This window comes from Streptomyces sp. DvalAA-43 (assembly GCF_900091725.1).
Classification (GTDB): Bacteria; Actinomycetota; Actinomycetes; order Streptomycetales; family Streptomycetaceae; genus Streptomyces; species Streptomyces pulveraceus.
The window spans coordinates 103,738-121,273 of record NZ_FMBW01000044.1 but is presented as its reverse complement, the minus strand read 5'-3'; the positions used below and the strand labels follow the sequence as shown (position 1 = coordinate 121,273).

Annotated in this window: 11 protein-coding genes and 1 pseudogene; all 12 read right to left on the bottom strand. The window is 70.6% G+C overall.

Annotated elements, in window-relative coordinates; translation table 11 throughout:
* Positions 1–131: 131 nt before the first annotated feature.
* The 12 genes and pseudogenes from rfbD to GA0115234_RS17215 all read right to left on the bottom strand — a co-directional run bounded on the left by rfbD (position 132) and on the right by GA0115234_RS17215 (position 17,478).
* Positions 132–1,016 (bottom strand): dTDP-4-dehydrorhamnose reductase, encoded by an 885-nt coding sequence (gene rfbD / locus GA0115234_RS17270; protein WP_093542600.1) that lies wholly within the window; start codon positions 1,014–1,016, stop codon positions 132–134.
* Positions 1,013–1,999, bottom strand: a complete 987-nt coding sequence (gene rfbB / locus GA0115234_RS17265; RefSeq protein WP_093542598.1) for a dTDP-glucose 4,6-dehydratase — start codon at positions 1,997–1,999, stop codon at positions 1,013–1,015. Before rfbB ends, rfbD begins: the two co-directional genes overlap by 4 nt.
* On the bottom strand, positions 1,996–3,066 hold the full coding sequence (locus GA0115234_RS17260) for a glucose-1-phosphate thymidylyltransferase (protein ID WP_093542596.1): 1,071 nt from the start codon (positions 3,064–3,066) through the stop codon (positions 1,996–1,998). Before GA0115234_RS17260 ends, rfbB begins: the two co-directional genes overlap by 4 nt.
* A 137-nt stretch (positions 3,067–3,203) precedes the next feature.
* Complete coding sequence (locus GA0115234_RS17255; RefSeq protein WP_202553836.1) at positions 3,204–4,376, bottom strand: glycosyltransferase family 2 protein; 1,173 nt, start codon at positions 4,374–4,376, stop codon at positions 3,204–3,206.
* Positions 4,377–4,571: 195 nt separating this feature from the next.
* Positions 4,572–6,617 carry a hypothetical protein gene (locus GA0115234_RS17250; RefSeq protein ID WP_093542593.1) on the bottom strand — a complete coding sequence of 682 codons (2,046 nt, stop codon included), beginning with the start codon at positions 6,615–6,617 and terminating at the stop codon, positions 4,572–4,574.
* 132 nt (positions 6,618–6,749) lie between these two features.
* Positions 6,750–8,249 carry a bifunctional cytidylyltransferase/SDR family oxidoreductase gene (locus GA0115234_RS17245; protein ID WP_093542591.1) on the bottom strand — a complete coding sequence of 500 codons (1,500 nt, stop codon included), beginning with the start codon at positions 8,247–8,249 and terminating at the stop codon, positions 6,750–6,752.
* Between the two features lie 277 nt (positions 8,250–8,526).
* Positions 8,527–9,963 carry a GTPase ObgE gene (gene obgE / locus GA0115234_RS17240; protein WP_093542589.1) on the bottom strand — a complete coding sequence of 479 codons (1,437 nt, stop codon included), beginning with the start codon at positions 9,961–9,963 and terminating at the stop codon, positions 8,527–8,529.
* Between the two features lie 161 nt (positions 9,964–10,124).
* Positions 10,125–10,382 carry a 50S ribosomal protein L27 gene (gene rpmA, locus GA0115234_RS17235; RefSeq protein ID WP_018103204.1) on the bottom strand — a complete coding sequence of 86 codons (258 nt, stop codon included), beginning with the start codon at positions 10,380–10,382 and terminating at the stop codon, positions 10,125–10,127.
* Positions 10,383–10,396: 14 nt separating this feature from the next.
* On the bottom strand, positions 10,397–10,717 hold the full coding sequence (gene rplU / locus GA0115234_RS17230; protein WP_030921216.1) for a 50S ribosomal protein L21: 321 nt from the start codon (positions 10,715–10,717) through the stop codon (positions 10,397–10,399).
* Between the two features lie 386 nt (positions 10,718–11,103).
* Positions 11,104–15,151, bottom strand: a pseudogene (locus GA0115234_RS17225) (Rne/Rng family ribonuclease).
* 231 nt (positions 15,152–15,382) lie between these two features.
* On the bottom strand, positions 15,383–16,165 hold the full coding sequence (locus GA0115234_RS17220) for a TIGR03936 family radical SAM-associated protein (RefSeq protein WP_093542587.1): 783 nt from the start codon (positions 16,163–16,165) through the stop codon (positions 15,383–15,385).
* A gap of 122 nt (positions 16,166–16,287) precedes the next feature.
* Positions 16,288–17,478, bottom strand: a complete 1,191-nt coding sequence (locus GA0115234_RS17215; protein ID WP_093543348.1) for a hypothetical protein — start codon at positions 17,476–17,478, stop codon at positions 16,288–16,290.
* Positions 17,479–17,536: the final 58 nt, after the last annotated feature.

The window sequence follows — 17,536 nt, the reverse complement described above, 5'->3', positions numbered from 1 at the left end:
AACTGGCCTGGTTCCCGGCGAAGTTACCTTATGACCGCACTATGTCGTAAGCGTTCTCCCCCATGTAAACCCGTGTTTCAAATATCTTTGGAATTTGACGAGATCTGATCACCCGTATGATCAATCGATGATCATCGTCGCTCCGCCGCGACAAGCGCCGGGAACGCTTCCGCCAGCGCCTCCCGCCACTCCCTGACCGGCTCGATACCGGCCACGGCCCAGCGGTCGTGGCCCAGCACGCTGAACGCGGGCCGGGGGGCCGGCCGTACGAAGGCCTCGCTGGTCGTGGGACGGACCCGCTCCGGATCGGCGCCGAGCAACCGGAAGATCTCCCGGGTGAAGCCGAACCAGGTCGTCTCGCCGCCGCTGGTGCCGTGGTAGACACCGGCGGGCGCGGTGCCCGCGAGGGCGGCCTGCCCGAGCCGGACCAGCCGGTCGGCCAGATCGACGGTCCAGGTGGGCTGGCCACGCTGGTCGTCCACCACGTCGAGGGTGTCCTTGACGCCCTCCAGCTTGATCATCGTACGGACGAAGTTTCCGCCGCCCGCGCCGTACAGCCAGGCGGTGCGGACCACGTAGCCGGTCTCCGGCAGGGTGCTCAGCACGGCCTGTTCGCCGGCCAGCTTGGTGCGGCCATAGGCGCCGCGCGGCCCGGTCGGGCCGTCCTCGGCGTACGGCTCGACGCCGTCCCCGGCGAAGACGTAGTCCGTGGAGACCTGGAGGAGCACGGCGCCGTGCTCGCGGCAGGCCTCGGCGAGGACCGCCGGGCCCGTGCCGTTGACCCGCAGCGCGGCGTCCTCCTGGGACTCGGCGTCGTCGACCGCGGTCCAGGCGGCACAGTTCACCACGACGGCCGGGCGGTGCTTCTCGAAGGCCGCCCGCACCGACCCGGGCTCGGCGATGTCCACGGCCGCCCGGTCCGCGGCGACCGCGGTGACGTCCTCACCGGCGAGCCGGGCCAGGACGTCCTGGCCCAGCATCCCGGCGGCTCCGGTGACCAGCCAGACGGCGCTCACAGCGCGGCCCGGTCCTTCAGCGGCTCCCACCAGGCGCGGTTGTCGCGGTACCACTGCACGGTCTCGGCGAGGCCGGTACGGAAGTCCTTGCGGGGCTCGTAGCCGAGCTCCTCGTGGATCTTGGTGCAGTCGACCGAGTAACGGCGGTCGTGGCCCTTGCGGTCCTCGACGTAGGTGACGCTGGTGTCCCAGTCGGCGCCGCAGGCGTCCAGCAGCAGGCCGGTGAGCTCCTTGTTGGAGAGCTCGGTGCCGCCGCCGATGTTGTAGACCTCGCCGGCCCGGCCCTTGGTGCGGACGAGCTCGATGCCCTGGACGTGGTCGTCGATGTGCAGCCAGTCGCGGACGTTGGCGCCGTCGCCGTAGAGCGGGACCGTCCTGCCGTCCAGCAGGTTGGTGACGAAGAGCGGGATGACCTTCTCGGGGAAGTGGTGGTGCCCGTAGTTGTTGGAGCAACGGGTCACCCGCACGTCGAGGCCGTGGGTGCGGTGGTACGAGAGCGCGATCAGGTCGCTGGAGGCCTTGGCCGCGGAGTACGGCGAGTTGGGCGCCAGCGGGTGGGTCTCGGGCCAGGAGCCCTCGTCGATCGAGCCGTAGACCTCGTCGGTGGAGATGTGCACGAAGGTCTTGACGCCCGCCAGGTACGCGGCGTGGATCAGCGTGTGGGTGCCCACGACGTTGGTACGGACGAACTCGGCGCCGCCGTCGATGGAACGGTCCACATGCGACTCGGCGGCGAAGTGCACCACCTGGTCGTGCTCGGCCATCAGCTTGGCGACCAGCTCCGGATCGCAGATGTCCCCCTGCACGAACCGGAAGCCGGGGTGGTCGCGCACCTCGTCCAGGTTGGCCGGGTTGCCCGCGTAGGTCAGCTTGTCGAGCACGGTCACGGCGATGTCGCCGGGGCCCTCGGGGCCGAGCACCGTACGGACGTAGTGCGAGCCGATGAAACCGGCGCCGCCGGTCACCAGGATGTTGGTGGTCATGAAGAGATCTGCACCTTGCTGTGGTCGCCGAGCACAAGTCGGTGGGCGGACGGGGATCGGGGCGCGGGGGTCACTTCGACGTCACGGCCGATGAGCGACGCCTCGACGCGGCGGACTCCGGCGATGGAGGCGCCCCGCAGGACGATGGAGTACTCGATCTCGCTGTCCTCGATGCGGACGTCCTCCGAGACCGAGGTGAACGGGCCCACGTACGCGCCGCTGATCACCGAACGGGCGCCGATGATCGCGGGGCCGACGATGCGGCTGCCGCTGACCTTGGCGCCCGCCTCGATCCGCACCCGGCCGATGATCTCGCTGTCCTCGTCGACCTCGGCGTCCTCGTGGAACGGCTCGACGGACTCCAGGACGGTCCGGTTGACCTCCAGCATGTCGGTGACGTTGCCGGTGTCCTTCCAGTAACCGTGGATCGTGGTGGAGCGCACGTCGCGCCGCTGGTCGATCAGCCACTGGATGGCGTGCGTGATCTCCAGCTCGCCGCGCCAGGACGGCTCGATCGAGCGGACGGCCTCGTGGATGGCCGGGGTGAAGAGGTAGACACCGACGAGCGCCAGATCGCTCTTGGGGACCTTCGGCTTCTCCTCCAGCGCCGCGACCCGTCCTTCGGCGTCGAGCTCGGCGACGCCGAAGGACGTCGGGTTGGGCACCTGGGTCAGCAGGATCTGCGCATCGGGCTTGTCCGCGCGGAACTCCTCCACCAGACCGGTGATCCCACCGACGATGAAGTTGTCGCCGAGATACATGACGAAGTCGTCGTCACCCAGGAAATCGCGGGCGATCAGCACCGCGTGGGCGAGACCGAGCGGCTCGTCCTGCGGGATGTACGTGACCTCGATGCCGAGCGCGGACCCGTCGCCGACCGCCTCGCGGATCTCGGGCGCGGTCTCGCCCACGATGATGCCGACCTCGGTGATGCCCGCTTCCGCGATGGCCTCCAGCCCGTAGAACAGCACGGGCTTGTTCGCCACGGGCACCAGCTGTTTGGCCGAGGTATGCGTGATGGGACGCAGGCGGGTGCCGGCCCCTCCGGATAGTACGAGAGCCTTCACGTGACCAGTCCCCAAGGTGATCTGTCGGTCCTGTCGCGGGCGCGATGTCCAAGCGACCTTACCGACCCTCTCTCTGCGTTTTCGGGTGAATCCGTCCGACCGACCCGTCCGTGGTACGTCCGGCGGGTGAAGGGACGTTACGCCGCGTTCAGCCGCTTCTTCCATCGCCGCACGTCACGGCGCATCCTGCCGACCACCCGCCGGGACAGCGAGGGCCGAGGGGCGACGGCCTTCGGCGCTTCGATGCGCTTGCCGTCGTGCCAGTCCGGCACGGTGACCTCGTAGTTGGAATCGGCCAGACGGGCCGACTTGTCGCGGAAGTGCGGGTACGCGAGGTAGAGCTTCCGGCCGTCGCGCGACTTGACCACGTCCGGGACCGTCTTCGCCCGGACGTACCGCACCATCTCGATGAGCAGGTCCATCCTGCCCTGCGCCACACAGGCGAGACGCAGCCGCTCGGGCACCTTGATCAGCCGGGCGACGCCGTCGTTCCAGTACGTCTCCATGAGTGGAGCCGCGAGTTCCATCTTGTGCCGCCGGACTTCCTCGGAATCCTTGAGCACAACAGGGCCGAACTGCTGGAGCGTCCCGACCGTGAAGGGCCGGACCATCAGGAAATCCCGTTTCGGACCCGCGGGCTCGATCCGGTGAATCAGCGCCATCATGGCGCGCATCGAGTCGAAGCGCCATACATAAGTGCCGCTCTTCGTGACGTGCTTCCCGTCGTCACGGCCCACCAGGTAATAGCAGACGTAATTGGAGATCACCGAGACCCCGGCGCCGCGCAGATATGTCTCCATCGTGAAGAGGGCGTCCTCTCCGGTTTTGAGATTCTCGTCGAATCTCAGGGAGAGCCGCTCCAGGAGTTCACGCCGGAAGAGCTTCTGCGCACTCAGGGTGTAAATGACCTTGGAGTTGTAGACGTCGACACGTTCCTTGGTGGCCCCCCACATCGACTTCGGCGCCCCCCGGTTCACGCCGACCACCTTGCCGAGCACCACGTCGGTGCCCGCCCGGTCGGCCATGGTCACCATCCGCTCCAGGGCCTCGTCGCCGAAGTAGTCGTCGGCGTCCAGGAAGAACACATAGCGGCCGCGGGCCAGGCCGAGACCCACATTGCGCGGCCCGCTGGGACCACCGGAGTTCTTCTGCCTGATGACTCTGGTCGGGACCTTCGACCTCGCGGCGAATTCTTCCAGGTACTCGCCCGTGCCGTCGGTGGAGCCGTCGTCGACCGCGACGATTTCGATCCGGTCGGCACCGATGGTCTGTGCTTCCACCGATTCGAGACAGCGGATGAGGTAGGGCATCGCCTCATATGCGCCGACAACCACGGTCACGTCAGGAATTTGCGTCTGGTTCACACAAACAGAAGACAGTCACCCCGGTCCGTTGGTTGCCTGTCGCCACGCGGCCAAATGGTGACACTCATCACAAAGGCCCGGCACAACCCTTTGCGGGGTATGCCGGGCCTTACGCGATCGGGTAATGCAAATGGTCGACTTCTAGCCACCCACGGGTTCGCCCAGGCTCTTCGCCACTCCGGCATTCCGGGCGTCGGACTTGGCCGCGAGCGCCGTCACGGCCCTGTCGAACTGCACGATCGAGGTGGGCTCGTCCGGGCCGAGGAGGTACTGCTTCAGCTCACGCCTGGCCTCCGCCAGGGTGTCCGCGGCCGGGTCCGTCACCGCGGCGAGCAGGGCATCCAGCTCGGCCGCCGAGTTGGACAGGATCACCGCGGCGCGCACCGCGGTGTTCTGCCGGCGGAACTCGTCCTCGCCCAGTTCGGCCGAGTCCGTGACCGCGTACGGCTTGCCGCTCGCGATGAAGTCGGACACCACGCTGGAGATGTCCGAGACCATGGCGTCCGACTCGTTGAAGCAGTCGTACAGCCGCATCTGGGCGCCGGTGATGACCCGGTGCTCCCACCAGCCCTGCGCACGCCAGGACGCCGCGTTCCACTCGTCCTTGAGCCGCGCCGTCTCGGCCTCGCGCGCCGGGTCGGCCAGCGAGTCGCGGGACAGCTCCGCCTCGTCCCGCGCGGTGCGCCCGCCGCCGGCCAGCTCGGCCAGCCGTGCCTCGATACGGGTCAGCTCGGCCCGTGCCGCGGCCTGCTCGCCCTGGAGCGCGGCCGACTGCTCGGCCCAGCGGGGGTCGGTGGCGCGCCGGGCGGCGGCCTGCTCGATCATCGCGGTGATCCGCAGGTGCACCGCCTTGGCCTTGGCGCTGCGGGTGCCGGTGAAGGGGTGCGGCTTGTACAGCAGCCGGACCGGCTGCTCGGCCTCCAGCAGCCGCCTGACGATGTTCTCGCCGGCCAGCAGCAGGGAGGTGTTGCCCGGGTTGTCGTCCCAGCCCTCCCAGGTGGGCGCGTACAGCACGGTCGGGATCGGGTTGTTCTGCGTGCCGGACCAGGAACGGATGGTGGCCAGCTGCGGGCGGCCCACCTCCACGATGTCCTCGTCGCGGACACCGACATCGGCCAGCGCGTAACGGTCGCGGCCGGCCCGGCCCGCGGTCCACACCTCGTCGTAGACCTTGCTGTACGGGTTGACACTGGCGATCTTGTCGCTGTCGCCGTGGCCGATGAAGACGTGCTTCATGGTCGGCACCCGGAGCAGGTGGATGTTCTTGCCGACATTGGCCGCGTAGAGCGCGACCCGTACCGACGAGAGGTCCAGGTTCATCAGGTGCACACCGCCGGGCACACAGAGCACCGGCACGGAGGTGGTGGCGAGCTGCGGCACGATGTTGCGCTCACGCAGCAGGATCATCGGCCGCCCGCCGAGCTGGGCCATCGTCTCCAGCCACATGTTGGCCTGGTAGGCGGAGTCCTTGGAACCGGAGAAGTACAGCAGCACGGTCGGCCGGTACTCGGCTAGCCAGTCGCCCACCGCGTTGAGGACCTTGGTCTCCGGCGGTACGAGCCGGCTCGGCCGGACGTACGGCAGCAGCGCCACGAGGTAGCAGACGGCGAGCACGAGCGTGAGGCCGAGACCGATGTACGCGAAGGCCTCCTTGCCGGTCTCGATCGCGACCAGCACACCCACCATCGAGAAGACGTCCAGGTGCAGCATCTTCTCCGCGGGCCTGCTCATCAGGCTCTGCGGCGGGGCGTCCGCTATCCGCACCGACGCCAGGTCGATGTTGCGGGTGACGACCGGAAGCTTACGGCGCAGCCGGACAAGGGTGACCATCGCGCTCTGCGGGGCCTGGAGTCCGTAGAAGGCCAGCAGACAGGCGACCGTCACGTAGAAGAGCGTCTCCTCGCCGTATCCCATGCGGGACAGCAGCAGGATGAGGAGCAGCTGCCGGACCAGGAAGCGGATCGAGAGCCCTGCCCGGACGGCGGCGAGCCGGTTGATCAGGTAGCTGCCGCAGTGGTGCAGATACCGGTCCGCGAGATAGGTGACCGCGGTGGCCGCGGCGAAGAACCAGAGATTGGGGATTATTGCCGCGAGCATTATGCACGGGAACCCCAGAGCCACCAGGAGCGCGGCGGCCAGCTCCGAACCGCTGCCCACCCGAGCCAAGCGCATGGCTTTCGAAATCACGAAGTACCGCTCCCGAGGGTGCCGACTTTTTACCTTACAAGGGGAATGTGAAGGCTGAGCTTCACGAATTCGGACCCCTGCGGTGCGCACATGGCGACTGCAGGGGTCCGAATAGTCGATTGTCAAGCAGTATTACACATCGGCCTGTCGGTCCAGGACAGCGGCAAGCGCCTGCTCGAATCCGGATGCTTCGGAGGCGCCCCGGGTCGGGTCCTGCTGGCGTACGTCGATGACATGGCCGGTCATCTCGGAGAGCAGGACGTCGAGCGAGGTCCTGGCCACCGCCTCGGAGGAGAGCAGCGTGCCCGCGGGCTCCGCGCCGAACGCCTTGGTGCGCATCGGGGTGGCGGTGCGCTCGGGGTTCACGCAGTTCACCCGCACACCGTCGGCCGCCCACTCGTCCGAGAGCGCCTGGGTGAGGTTGACCATGGCGGCCTTGGTGGACGAGTAGAGGCTGTACTCCGCGCGGCCCCGGGTGTAACTGCTGGAGGTGTAGAGCAGCAGCTGGCCCTTGGTCTCGGCGAGGTACTTGTACGCGGCGCGGGCGATCTGCACGGGCGCCAGGTAGTTGACGTTGAGCGCTTCCTGGATGGTCGCGGTGTCCGTCTCGGCGAGCTTGCCGATGCGGAGCACGCCCGCGGTGTTGATCACGTAGTCGACCCGGCCGGTGTCGGCGTACGCCTTGGAGAGCGCGTCGTCGATGTGCTCGGGGTTCTCCACGTGCGTACCGGTGGTGGAGCGGCCCAGGGCGTAGACGGTGGCACCGTAGGACTCGGCGAGCGTCGCGATGTCCGCGCCGATGCCGTACGAGCCGCCGAAGACGACGAGGGTCTTGCCGGTGAGCAGCTCGCGGTAGGCGGCGTCGTCGGTCGGCTGCGGAACGGCCGTGGAGGCCAGCTGGAAGAGCTTGTCCGCGATGAAGACGTCGACCGGCTGGGTCACCTTCATGTTGTACTCGTCGCCCGCCACGACGTAGATCGGTACGTCGGGGAGGTACTTCAGCACGACCGAGCAGTCGTCGGTCGCCTGGAAGTTCGGGTCCCCCGCGGCGACCTCGTACGCCCGGCGGATCGTGGAGAGCTTGAAGGCCTGCGGCGTCTGGCCGCGGCGCAGCCGGGAGCGGTCGGGCACATCGGTGATGAACTCGCCGTCGCCGCCGTGGGTGCGGGTCACGATGATCGTGTCCGCGGACGGGATGGCGACGTCGACCGCCTGGTAGCGGTCCAGTGCGTCGACGCAGTCCTTGATGACGCGCTGCGAGAGCAGCGGGCGCACGGCATCGTGGAAGAGGACGTTGCGGTCCTCGCCCTCGGCCAGGCCCTCGCCGAGCGCCTCGATGGCGCGCTCGGTGGTCTCGTTGCGCGTGGCGCCGCCCTCGATCACCCTGGTGACCTTGGTGAGCCCGGCCTTGGCGACGATCTTCTCGATGTCGGGCACATAGCCCGGGGCCATCAGCACGATGACGTCGTCGATGGAGTCGGCCTGCTGGAAGATCGACAGTGTGTGCTCGATGACAGCCTTGCCTGCGATCTTCAGCAGCTGCTTGGGAATGGACAGACCCACGCGCTGGCCGGTGCCGCCGGCGAGCACGACTGCTGTGGTTCGGGCTTTGACTATGTGCTGAGCAGACACAGACGACCTACCTTGCGAGGGCTGGGAGATACCGCGATGGTTGCACTCTCCGTTACCGTCTCGCAAGGTGGACGTCGGCCACCGCATGCCGTATCGAAACCTTTTGTTGCCTTGCGATCAGGGCGAATACCGGAATCTACGCTTCCCGGCCAGGTGACCGACGCCACACGAGTGAGCGGCATGATTCACCCTTGAGCGGGTTCGGTTCCCCCGGACGTATGACGCGGAGAGCGTGCACGGCCGCCGGAAGACGCGCTTCCGGCAGCCGTCGCCCCGTCTAGAACGGGTTGAACTCGTCGAACTCGCGCTGCGCCTCGTCGCGTTCCGACTCGCGGTCGCGCCGGCGCTGCGCCGCCGGGCGCGGTGCTTCGAGCCGGTGGTCCTCGCCACGACGGCCGAGCATCTCCGCGCCCGCCGCCAGGGTCGGCTCCCAGTCGAAGACGACCGCGTTGTCCTCGGCACCGATGGCGACGCCGTCGCCGGCTCGGGCACCGGCCTTCACCAGCGCGTCCTCGACGCCGAGACGGTTGAGCCGGTCGGCCAGGTAGCCGACGGCCTCGTCGTTGTTGAAGTCGGTCTGGCGCACCCAGCGCTCCGGCTTCTCGCCGCGCACCCGGTAGATGCCGTCCTCCTCCAGCGTGACGGTGAAGCCCGCGTCGTCGACGGCCTTCGGGCGGATGACGATCCGGGTCGCCACCTCCACCGGCTTGGCCGCGCGCGCCTCGGCGATGATGCCGGCGAGCGCGAAGGAGAGCTCCTTGAGCCCGGTACGGGCGACCGCGGACACCTCGAAGACGCGGTAGCCGCGTGCCTCCAGGTCCGGGCGGATCATGTCGGCGAGGTCCTGGCCGTCCGGGATGTCGATCTTGTTGAGGACGACGATGCGGGGCCGGTCCTCCAGACCGCCGTACTGCTTCAGCTCCTCCTCGATCGTGTCGAGGTCGGAGACCGGGTCGCGGTCGGACTCCAGCGTCGCGGTGTCCAGCACGTGCACCAGCACCGAGCAGCGCTCCACGTGCCGCAGGAACTCCAGGCCGAGGCCGCGGCCCTGGCTGGCGCCCGGGATCAGGCCCGGGACGTCGGCGACGGTGTAGACGGTGCTGCCCGCGGTGACCACGCCGAGGTTCGGGACCAGGGTCGTGAAGGGGTAGTCGGCGATCTTCGGCTTGGCCGCCGAGAGAACGGAGATCAGCGAGGACTTGCCCGCGCTCGGGTAGCCGACCAGCGCGACGTCGGCGACGGTCTTGAGCTCCAGGACGATGTCCCGGGCCTCGCCGGGCTCGCCGAGCAGCGCGAAGCCGGGGGCCTTGCGCCGGGCGGAGGCCAGCGCGGCGTTGCCGAGGCCGCCGCGGCCACCCTGTCCGGCGATGAACGTGGTGCCCTGGCCGACCAGGTCGGCGAGCACATTGCCCTCGCGGTCGAGCACGACCGTGCCGTCCGGCACCGGCAGGACCAGGTCCTGGCCGTCCTTGCCGGAACGGTTGTCGCCCGCGCCGGGCTGGCCGTTGGTGGCCTTGCGGTGGGGGTGGTGGTGATAGTCGAGGAGCGTGGTGATCGCCTGGTCGACGACCAGGGTCACATCGCCGCCACGGCCGCCGTTGCCGCCGTCCGGACCGCCGAGCGGCTTGAACTTCTCACGGTGTACGGAGGCGCAGCCGTGGCCTCCGTTACCCGCGGCGACATGCAGCTCGACGCGGTCCACGAAGGTGGTCATGGTGGGAACCTCCAGTTACATACATGCAGAAATGTCTCACTCGTGCTGTCCCCACGGAGGAGAAAGCCGTCTCTCATGGGAGAAACACGCGAAAGGCGGACCCGCTTCCCGTACGGGAAGTGAGGTCCGCCTCCGCAGAACCGCTCGACGAGCGCCGAAGATCAGCCGGCGATCGGAACGATGTTCACGACCTTGCGGCCACGGTGCGTGCCGAACTCGACCGCACCGGCGGCGAGCGCGAACAGCGTGTCGTCGCCGCCACGGCCGACGCCCGTGCCCGGGTGGAAGTGGGTGCCGCGCTGGCGGACCAGGATCTCACCGGCGTTGACGGCCTGACCGCCGAAGCGCTTCACGCCGAGCCGCTGAGCATTGGAATCGCGCCCGTTCCGGGTGGACGATGCGCCCTTCTTGTGTGCCATGTCTCCTCAGTCCCTTACTTCGCAGCCGCGGGGATACCGGTGACCTTGATCGCCGTGTACTGCTGACGGTGACCCTGGCGACGGCGGTAGCCGGTCTTGTTCTTGTAGCGAAGGATGTCGATCTTCGCGCCCTTGTGGTGGTCCACGACCTCGGCCTGGACCTTGATCCCGGCCAGCACCCACGGGTCGCTGGTCACGGCGTCGCCGTCGACCACGAGCAGGGTCGAGAGCTCGACCGTGTCGCCAACCTGGGCAGTGGAAATCTTGTCAACCTCAACGATGTCACCGACAGCAACCTTGTGCTGGCGGCCACCGCTGCGCACGATGGCGTACACGCGGATCTCTCTCTCGCTCGGAACGAAGCCCCTGATGCCAGCCGCTCACACGGGCCGGGGCCCGAGGTGATCCGAATGGACGAGCGGCCTCTCACCTGTGATGGGAGGGGGTTGCTCAGGGACAGGCGCATGGAAACACGCCGAAGGGCAAGGTTACGGGCCGCCGTCCGGAGGGTCAAACCGGGTCCTGTCTCCTTCCCCACCGCTCCCCCGTTCATTCCTGCCCGGCCGCCCGTGCTTCCGCCGCCGACGCGGTCACAGGGGTCCTGGCGGACCGGAACGGCCGGTGGGCCACACCCCGGACACGGGTGTGGCCCACCGGCCGTCGTACCGCTCCGTACGGCCGTGGAGGATGCCTCCGCGGCCGTACGGGGTCGCCCTGCCGGCTACGCCTCGGCGTCGGCCGAGACGGCGGGCTTCGACGACTGCTCCGCGGCGACCGCCTTCTTCGTCGCCGCCTTCTTGGCCGTCGTCTTCTTCGCGGCGGTCTTCTTGGCGGCCGTCTTCTTGGTGGTGGCCGCCTTCTTGGCGGTGGCCTTCTTGGCGGTCTTGCGGGCCGCCTTCTTGACCGGGGCCTCCGCCTCGGCCGGCTCGGCCGCCTCTGCCTCGGGCTTCGGCTCGGTCGAACCGGTCACCACGACGACCTCGGCGCCGTCCGCTCCGGCGGGCGAACCCGCGGGGGCGGTGACCTTGCGGGTCACCCGGCGACGCGCACGCGGCGGGGCGGCCTCGGGGGCCACCTCCTCGGGTGCGGCCTCGGGCTGCGCGGCCTCGGCGACGGGTTCCGGCTGCTCGACCGGCTCGGCCCGGACCGGCTCGGCCGGGACCTGCTCGGCCGGGACCTGCTCGGCCTGGGCGGGCGAGCCCGCCGGGGCGGTCGCCTTCCGGGTCGCCCGACGGCGCGTACGGCCCTGGGGGGCCTCGGCAGCGGGAGCCTCCTCGACCACCGGGGCCGGGGCCTCGGCGACCGGCTCCGGCGCCACGGCCGGCTCGGGCTCAACGACCACGACCTGCTCCGGCTCGGCGTCCTGGACGGCAGCGGCAGCGGCCTTGGGGGCACCGGCCGGGGCCGTCGCCTTACGGGTCGCACGGCGTCGGCCACGGCCGCGCGTGGCGGCCGCCTCGGCCTCGGCCGGGCTGCTGTACAGCTCCTCGTCCGGGACGAACTCCGGCTCGGGCAGCGCCACCGGGGCGGCCACCTCGGCAGCCAGCTCGGCCTCGGTCTCGACCTCTGCCACGGCCTCGGTCTCGGCCACGTGCTCGTGGTCCGCACCGCCCCGGCCGCGCTTCTTGGAACGCTTGCCGTTGCCGCCGCCACCGACCGAGGTCGGCTGCTCCATGTGCACGATCACGCCGCGCCCGTTGCAGTGGACACAGGTCTCGGAGAAGGACTCCAGCAGACCCTGGCCCACCCGCTTGCGGGTCATCTGGACCAGGCCCAGCGAGGTGACCTCGGCGACCTGGTGCTTCGTACGGTCGCGTCCCAGGCACTCCAGCAGGCGCCGCAGCACCAGGTCCCGGTTGGACTCCAGCACCATGTCGATGAAGTCGACGACGACGATGCCGCCGAGGTCGCGCAGCCGCAGCTGGCGCACGATCTCCTCGGCCGCCTCCAGGTTGTTCTTGGTGACGGTCTCTTCCAGGTTGCCGCCCTGGCCGGTGAACTTGCCGGTGTTGACGTCGACGACGACCATCGCCTCGGTCTTGTCGATCACCAGCGAGCCGCCGCTCGGCAGATAGACCTTGCGGTCCAGCGCCTTCATCAGCTGCTCGTCGATCCGGTAGGTCGCGAAGATGTCGACCTCGGAGGTCCACCGCGACAGGCGGTCCGTCAGATCGGGCGCCACCTGCGAGACATAGCCGTAGATGGTCTCCCACGCGTCGTCGCCGCTGACGATGACCTTGGAGAAGTCCTCGTTGAAGATGTCGCGGACGACCCGGACGGTCATGTCCGGCTCGCCGTAGAGCAGGGTCGGCGCGTTGGAACTGCCGGTGCTCTTCGCCTTCTTCTGGATGTCCTCCCACTGCTGCTGCAGCCGCTCGACATCGCGGCGCAGCTCGTCCTCGCTGGCGCCCTCCGCGGCGGTGCGGACGATGACGCCCGCGTCCTCGGGGACGATCTTCTTGAGGATGGTCTTCAGCCGGGCCCGCTCGGTGTCGGGCAGCTTGCGGCTGATGCCGGTCATCGAGCCCTCGGGCACGTAGACCAGGTAGCGGCCGGGCAGCGAGACCTGGCTGGTCAGGCGGGCGCCCTTGTGGCCGATCGGGTCCTTGGTCACCTGGACGAGGACGGACTGGCCGGACTTGAGCGCGGTCTCGATCCGGCGCGGCCCGTGGGCCATGCCGAGCGCCTCGAAGTTCACCTCACCGGCGTAGAGCACGGCGTTGCGGCCCTTGCCGATGTCGACGAAGGCGGCCTCCATGGACGGCAGGACGTTCTGGACCTTGCCCAGGTAGACGTTGCCGACGTAGCTGGTGGCCTGCTCCTTGTTGACGTAGTGCTCGACGAGCACGTTGTCCTCAAGGACGCCGATCTGGGTGCGCTCGCCACTCTGGCGGACGACCATGACCCGCTCCACGGCCTCGCGGCGGGCCAGGAACTCGGCCTCGGTGATGATCGGGACGCGACGGCGGCCCTGCTCACGGCCCTCGCGGCGGCGCTGCTTCTTGGCCTCCATACGGGTCGAGCCCTTGATGGACTGGACCTCGTCGAAACCGGTGCCGGGCTCCCGCTCTTCCTTCTTGCGGGGCTCGCGGACCTTGACGACCGTACGCTCCGGGTCGTCCGTGCCGTTGTCGGCGTCGGCGGAGACATCGCCGCTGCGACGACGACGACGGCGACGGCGACGGCTGCTGCTCGATCCGGCGGCGGAGGCCTCGTGCTCCTCGTCCTCCTCCTCGGAGTCCTGAGCGCGCTCCTGCTCGTCCTCGGCGTGATCGGCGGCCTCGTCGTGCTGCTCCGCGGCCTCGTCACCCTCGTTGGCCTCGCCACGACGGCGGCGACGGCCTCCGCGACGGCGACGGCGCGAGGGCCGGTCCCCGTACTCGTCCGTCTCGTCGCCCTCGTGCTCGGCGTCGGCCTCGGCCTCGTGCTCAGGCTCGGGCTCCTCCTCGGCCTGCTCCTCCGCCACGGGGGCGGCGGCCTGCTCGGGCTCGGCGGCCTCACCGCGACGGCGGCGACGGCGGCGCGAACCGGCCTGCGGCGCGGCCTCGGCGGCCGGGGTCTCGACGGCGGCCGTCGGCTCCTCGACCGTCTCGGTCTCCTCCTCGGCCTCGGCGTCGGCCTCGATCTCGACCTCGGCGTGGCGCGACGCTGCGGCGGCCGCCGCAGCGGTCTCCGGGGTCTGGAACATCGGCTCGGCGAAGACCGGCGCCTGGAACACGGCCACGGCGGGACGTGCGGCGCGACGGCCCTTGCGTACGGGCTCCTCGGCCTTGCCGGTGAACTCCGGCCGGCCTGCGGCGGCGGTGGCCCGGCGGCGCTGACGGCCGCGCGGTGCGGCGTCCTCGGCCTCGGCGGGCTCGGCGGCGGGCTCCTCCGCGGCGGCCTCGGGCAGACCCTGTGCGGTCTCCTCGGCCTCATCGGCGGCCTTCGGCGCACCGGCCGGAGCGGTCGCCTTGCGGACCGCACGACGACGACCGCGCGGGGCCTCGACGGCCTCGGCGGTGGGCTCGCTGGTCTCGGCGGCTGCTTCCTCGGCGGGCACGACGGGCGCGACGGCGGCCTGCGGCGCACCGGCCGGAGCCGATGCCCGGCGCCGGGAGCGGGCACGCGGCGCGGCGGGCTCGGGCTCGACGACCGGCTCGGGCTCGACGGCGGCCGGTGTCTCCGCCACGATCTCCACGGCCTCGGCGGCCTGCGGCGCACCCGCCGGAGCGGTCGCCTTGCGGACCGCACGACGACGCGTACGGGCGGGTGCGGCCTCCGCCTCCGCGGGGGCCTCGGGCTCGGCCTCGGCGACGGGGGTGGCGGTCCCGGTGACCTCGGCGGCCTGCGGCGCACCGGCCGGAGCGGTCGCCTTGCGGACCGCACGACGACGCGTACGGGCGGGCGCCGCCTCCGCCGGGGCCTCGGCCACGGGGCTCGGGTTCGGCGCTCACTGCGGGCTCCACCACTTCGGCGGCCTCGGCGGCCTGCGGCGCACCGGCCGGGGCCGTCGCCTTGCGGACCGCACGACGACGCGTACGGGCGGGCGGCGCGGCCTCGTCCGACGCGGCGCTCGCGGCGTCGGCGGGCTTGCTGTCCGCCCCTGCGGCGTCAGCGGCCGGTATGGCCGGCGCGGCCGCTTCCGCGGCTGTGCCCTGCGCGTCCGCCACCGGCGGACCGGCCGGGCGGGACGCGGCGCGGCGCCTGCGGCGCGGCGGCAGCTTGTCGCCGGGGGCGTTGTTCTCTTCGGCGTTCCCGGTCGTGCCGGGTTCGTTGGACTGGGGCATGCGGGCGGTTCTCCCGTCAGGCTCCCGGGCGCCGCGTCTGATTCCGGTCCGGCACGGTCCGCGTGAGATACGCGGCTCCGCCGTCCGGGGCGCGGGCGCCGCACGGGAGCTCAATGTCTGGCTCGCCGGTTCCGTACGCGTGGTGCGTACGGCCTGGCGAAAGTCTTATGGGTCATCGCGCGGCCCGAACCGGATGGCTCCCGGGTCGAAGGCTGCGCTGCAACGACCGCCTTACGCGGAACCTGCACCTTCCGGCGCCGTCGCGACGGCGGTCCCGGCGGCCGTCTGTGGAGCGGCCGGGGCTGCCTCGCGGTCGGGCGCGAGCGGGTCGGTCACCGTGCCGGACTCCTCGTCGAAGAGCCCCTGCGCCAGCCTGGTCACCGCTGCGGGGACCGGCGGCGCCAGGTCGGCCACAACGTGAAGACCGGACAGGACGTCGTCAGGTCGCACGGCAGGTGTCACGTGCCGAACAACCAGCCGCAGTATCGCACAGGGCTTGTCCCCGGGCCTATCAGCCTGTGGATCAAGGGCCTGCAGGTCGACCACGGCGGCGCGGGCGTCGAAGGTGCGCATGCCGTTCTTCCCGCGGCGCTGGACCTCGACGGTCTCCGCCTCGTCGAAGGCGGCCACGGCCGCGGCGGCGTCCGCCACGGTGACCCCGTCGAGCCGCAACTCCCAGACGGAGGCGGTCAGCCGGTCGGCGAGACCCGAGGTACGGGCCTCCACGGCGTCGGTGATGTCGAGGCCGTCCGGCAGGGAGTCGTTGAGCAGATCCCGCAGGACGGCCGGATCGCGGGCCTCGGTGAGGGCGATCTCCAGGAACTCGGCCTCACTGCCCGTGCCGGTCGGGGCGGCGTTGGCGTACGACACCTTCGGGTGCGGGGTGAAGCCTGCCGAGTAGGCCATGGGCACCTCGGAGCGGCGAAGGGCCCGCTCGAAGGCACGCTGGAAGTCACGGTGGCTGGTGAACCGGAGGCGGCCGCGCTTCGTGTAGCGCAGTCGGATGCGCTGCACTGCCGGTGCGGGCGGCGGGCCTTCGGGCTGTCGCTTGCCCAGTGGTTCTTCTCCTCGGTGCGGGGCGGGCGTGGTGGCACGCCGCCCTCGAAATGCGGGTGGCCCGGGGCGTCCGGTCCGGGTCACCCGCACCCGGCGTCTTGCTTTCCGGGCGAGGAGACCTCTGATGCGGGCGCCGCGCTGGGCACAGTCGTTGTACTACCCAGAGTACGCGCAAGGGACCTCCCCGGTTCCCGGGGCTCGGGCGCCCCCGGCCCGCCGACCAGCGCACGCCATGCGTCGCGGCGCGCCTGGCGTACGGTCTCGCGCGCCGAGCGCAGCGCCGACCGGGCCGCGCGCCCGGCCTCGACGGCTCCCCTCTTGGCCGGGGCCCAGATCCGGTCGCGCAGGAAATGCCCCATCGGTGTGCAGACCGTGCGGTGGACCCAGGTCACCGGCGCCACGACCAGATACCGGGCCAGCCAGGCAATGGCCCGCCCGACGGCCCGAGAGATGTACCCCGCGATGCGCCAGGCGACGCCGAGGGCCTCGGCGATCTCCCGGCCGACCGGGGCCAGGACCCGCCGGTACAGCCACCGGAGCGGAGCGACCACCAGGGTCGCGACCAGCCACCCCGCCGCCGCCCACAGACCGGCCCCGGCCGCCGCGACCCCGCGTCCCAGCAGGTCGAGCAGCCAGGTGATGCCATGGCCGAGCGGGGTGAGCGCTTCCCGGTACAGCCAGGCCGACGACCGTACGACCAGGTGCTCGGCCAGCCAGGCGGCGGCGAGCGCGAGTGGCACCAGGACATACCGCCACAGCCCGGCCACCGGGAGGACGAGGAGCACCGTGAGCACCTGGCCGACGACCGCCCGGATCCCGCGTCCGGCAGGCACGAGCACCGCCCGGTACACCCACCGCACCCCGTGCCCGAGCGGGGTGAGCACCGACGCGTACAGCCACACCACCGGCACCACCAGCCCGTACCGCGCCCCCGGCACCACCGCATACCGCCACAGCGCGACCCACGGCCACACGAAGACCGCCGCCGCCAGCCACAGCAGCGCATGGCCGAGCGGGGTGAGCACCGACGCGTACAGCCGGCCGGCGGGGATCACCACCAGTGTCCCGAACAGCCAGGACAGGGCACGTCCCAGCGGACGCAGCAGCGCCCGGTCGACGGCGCGGCCCGCCACCACCAGGGCGTCCCAGACCATCCGCACCGGCAGCACGACGACCAGCACCACGATCCGCACCGGGATCCGGATCAACGTGGTCAGACAGCCTTCGCCCGCCTCGTACCGCGCGGGGGCCTGGTGCTTGCCGTAGTCCATGCCGTACATGACGCGAAGGCCCGGTCCGGAGTTTCCCGGACCGGGCCTTCGTCACGCG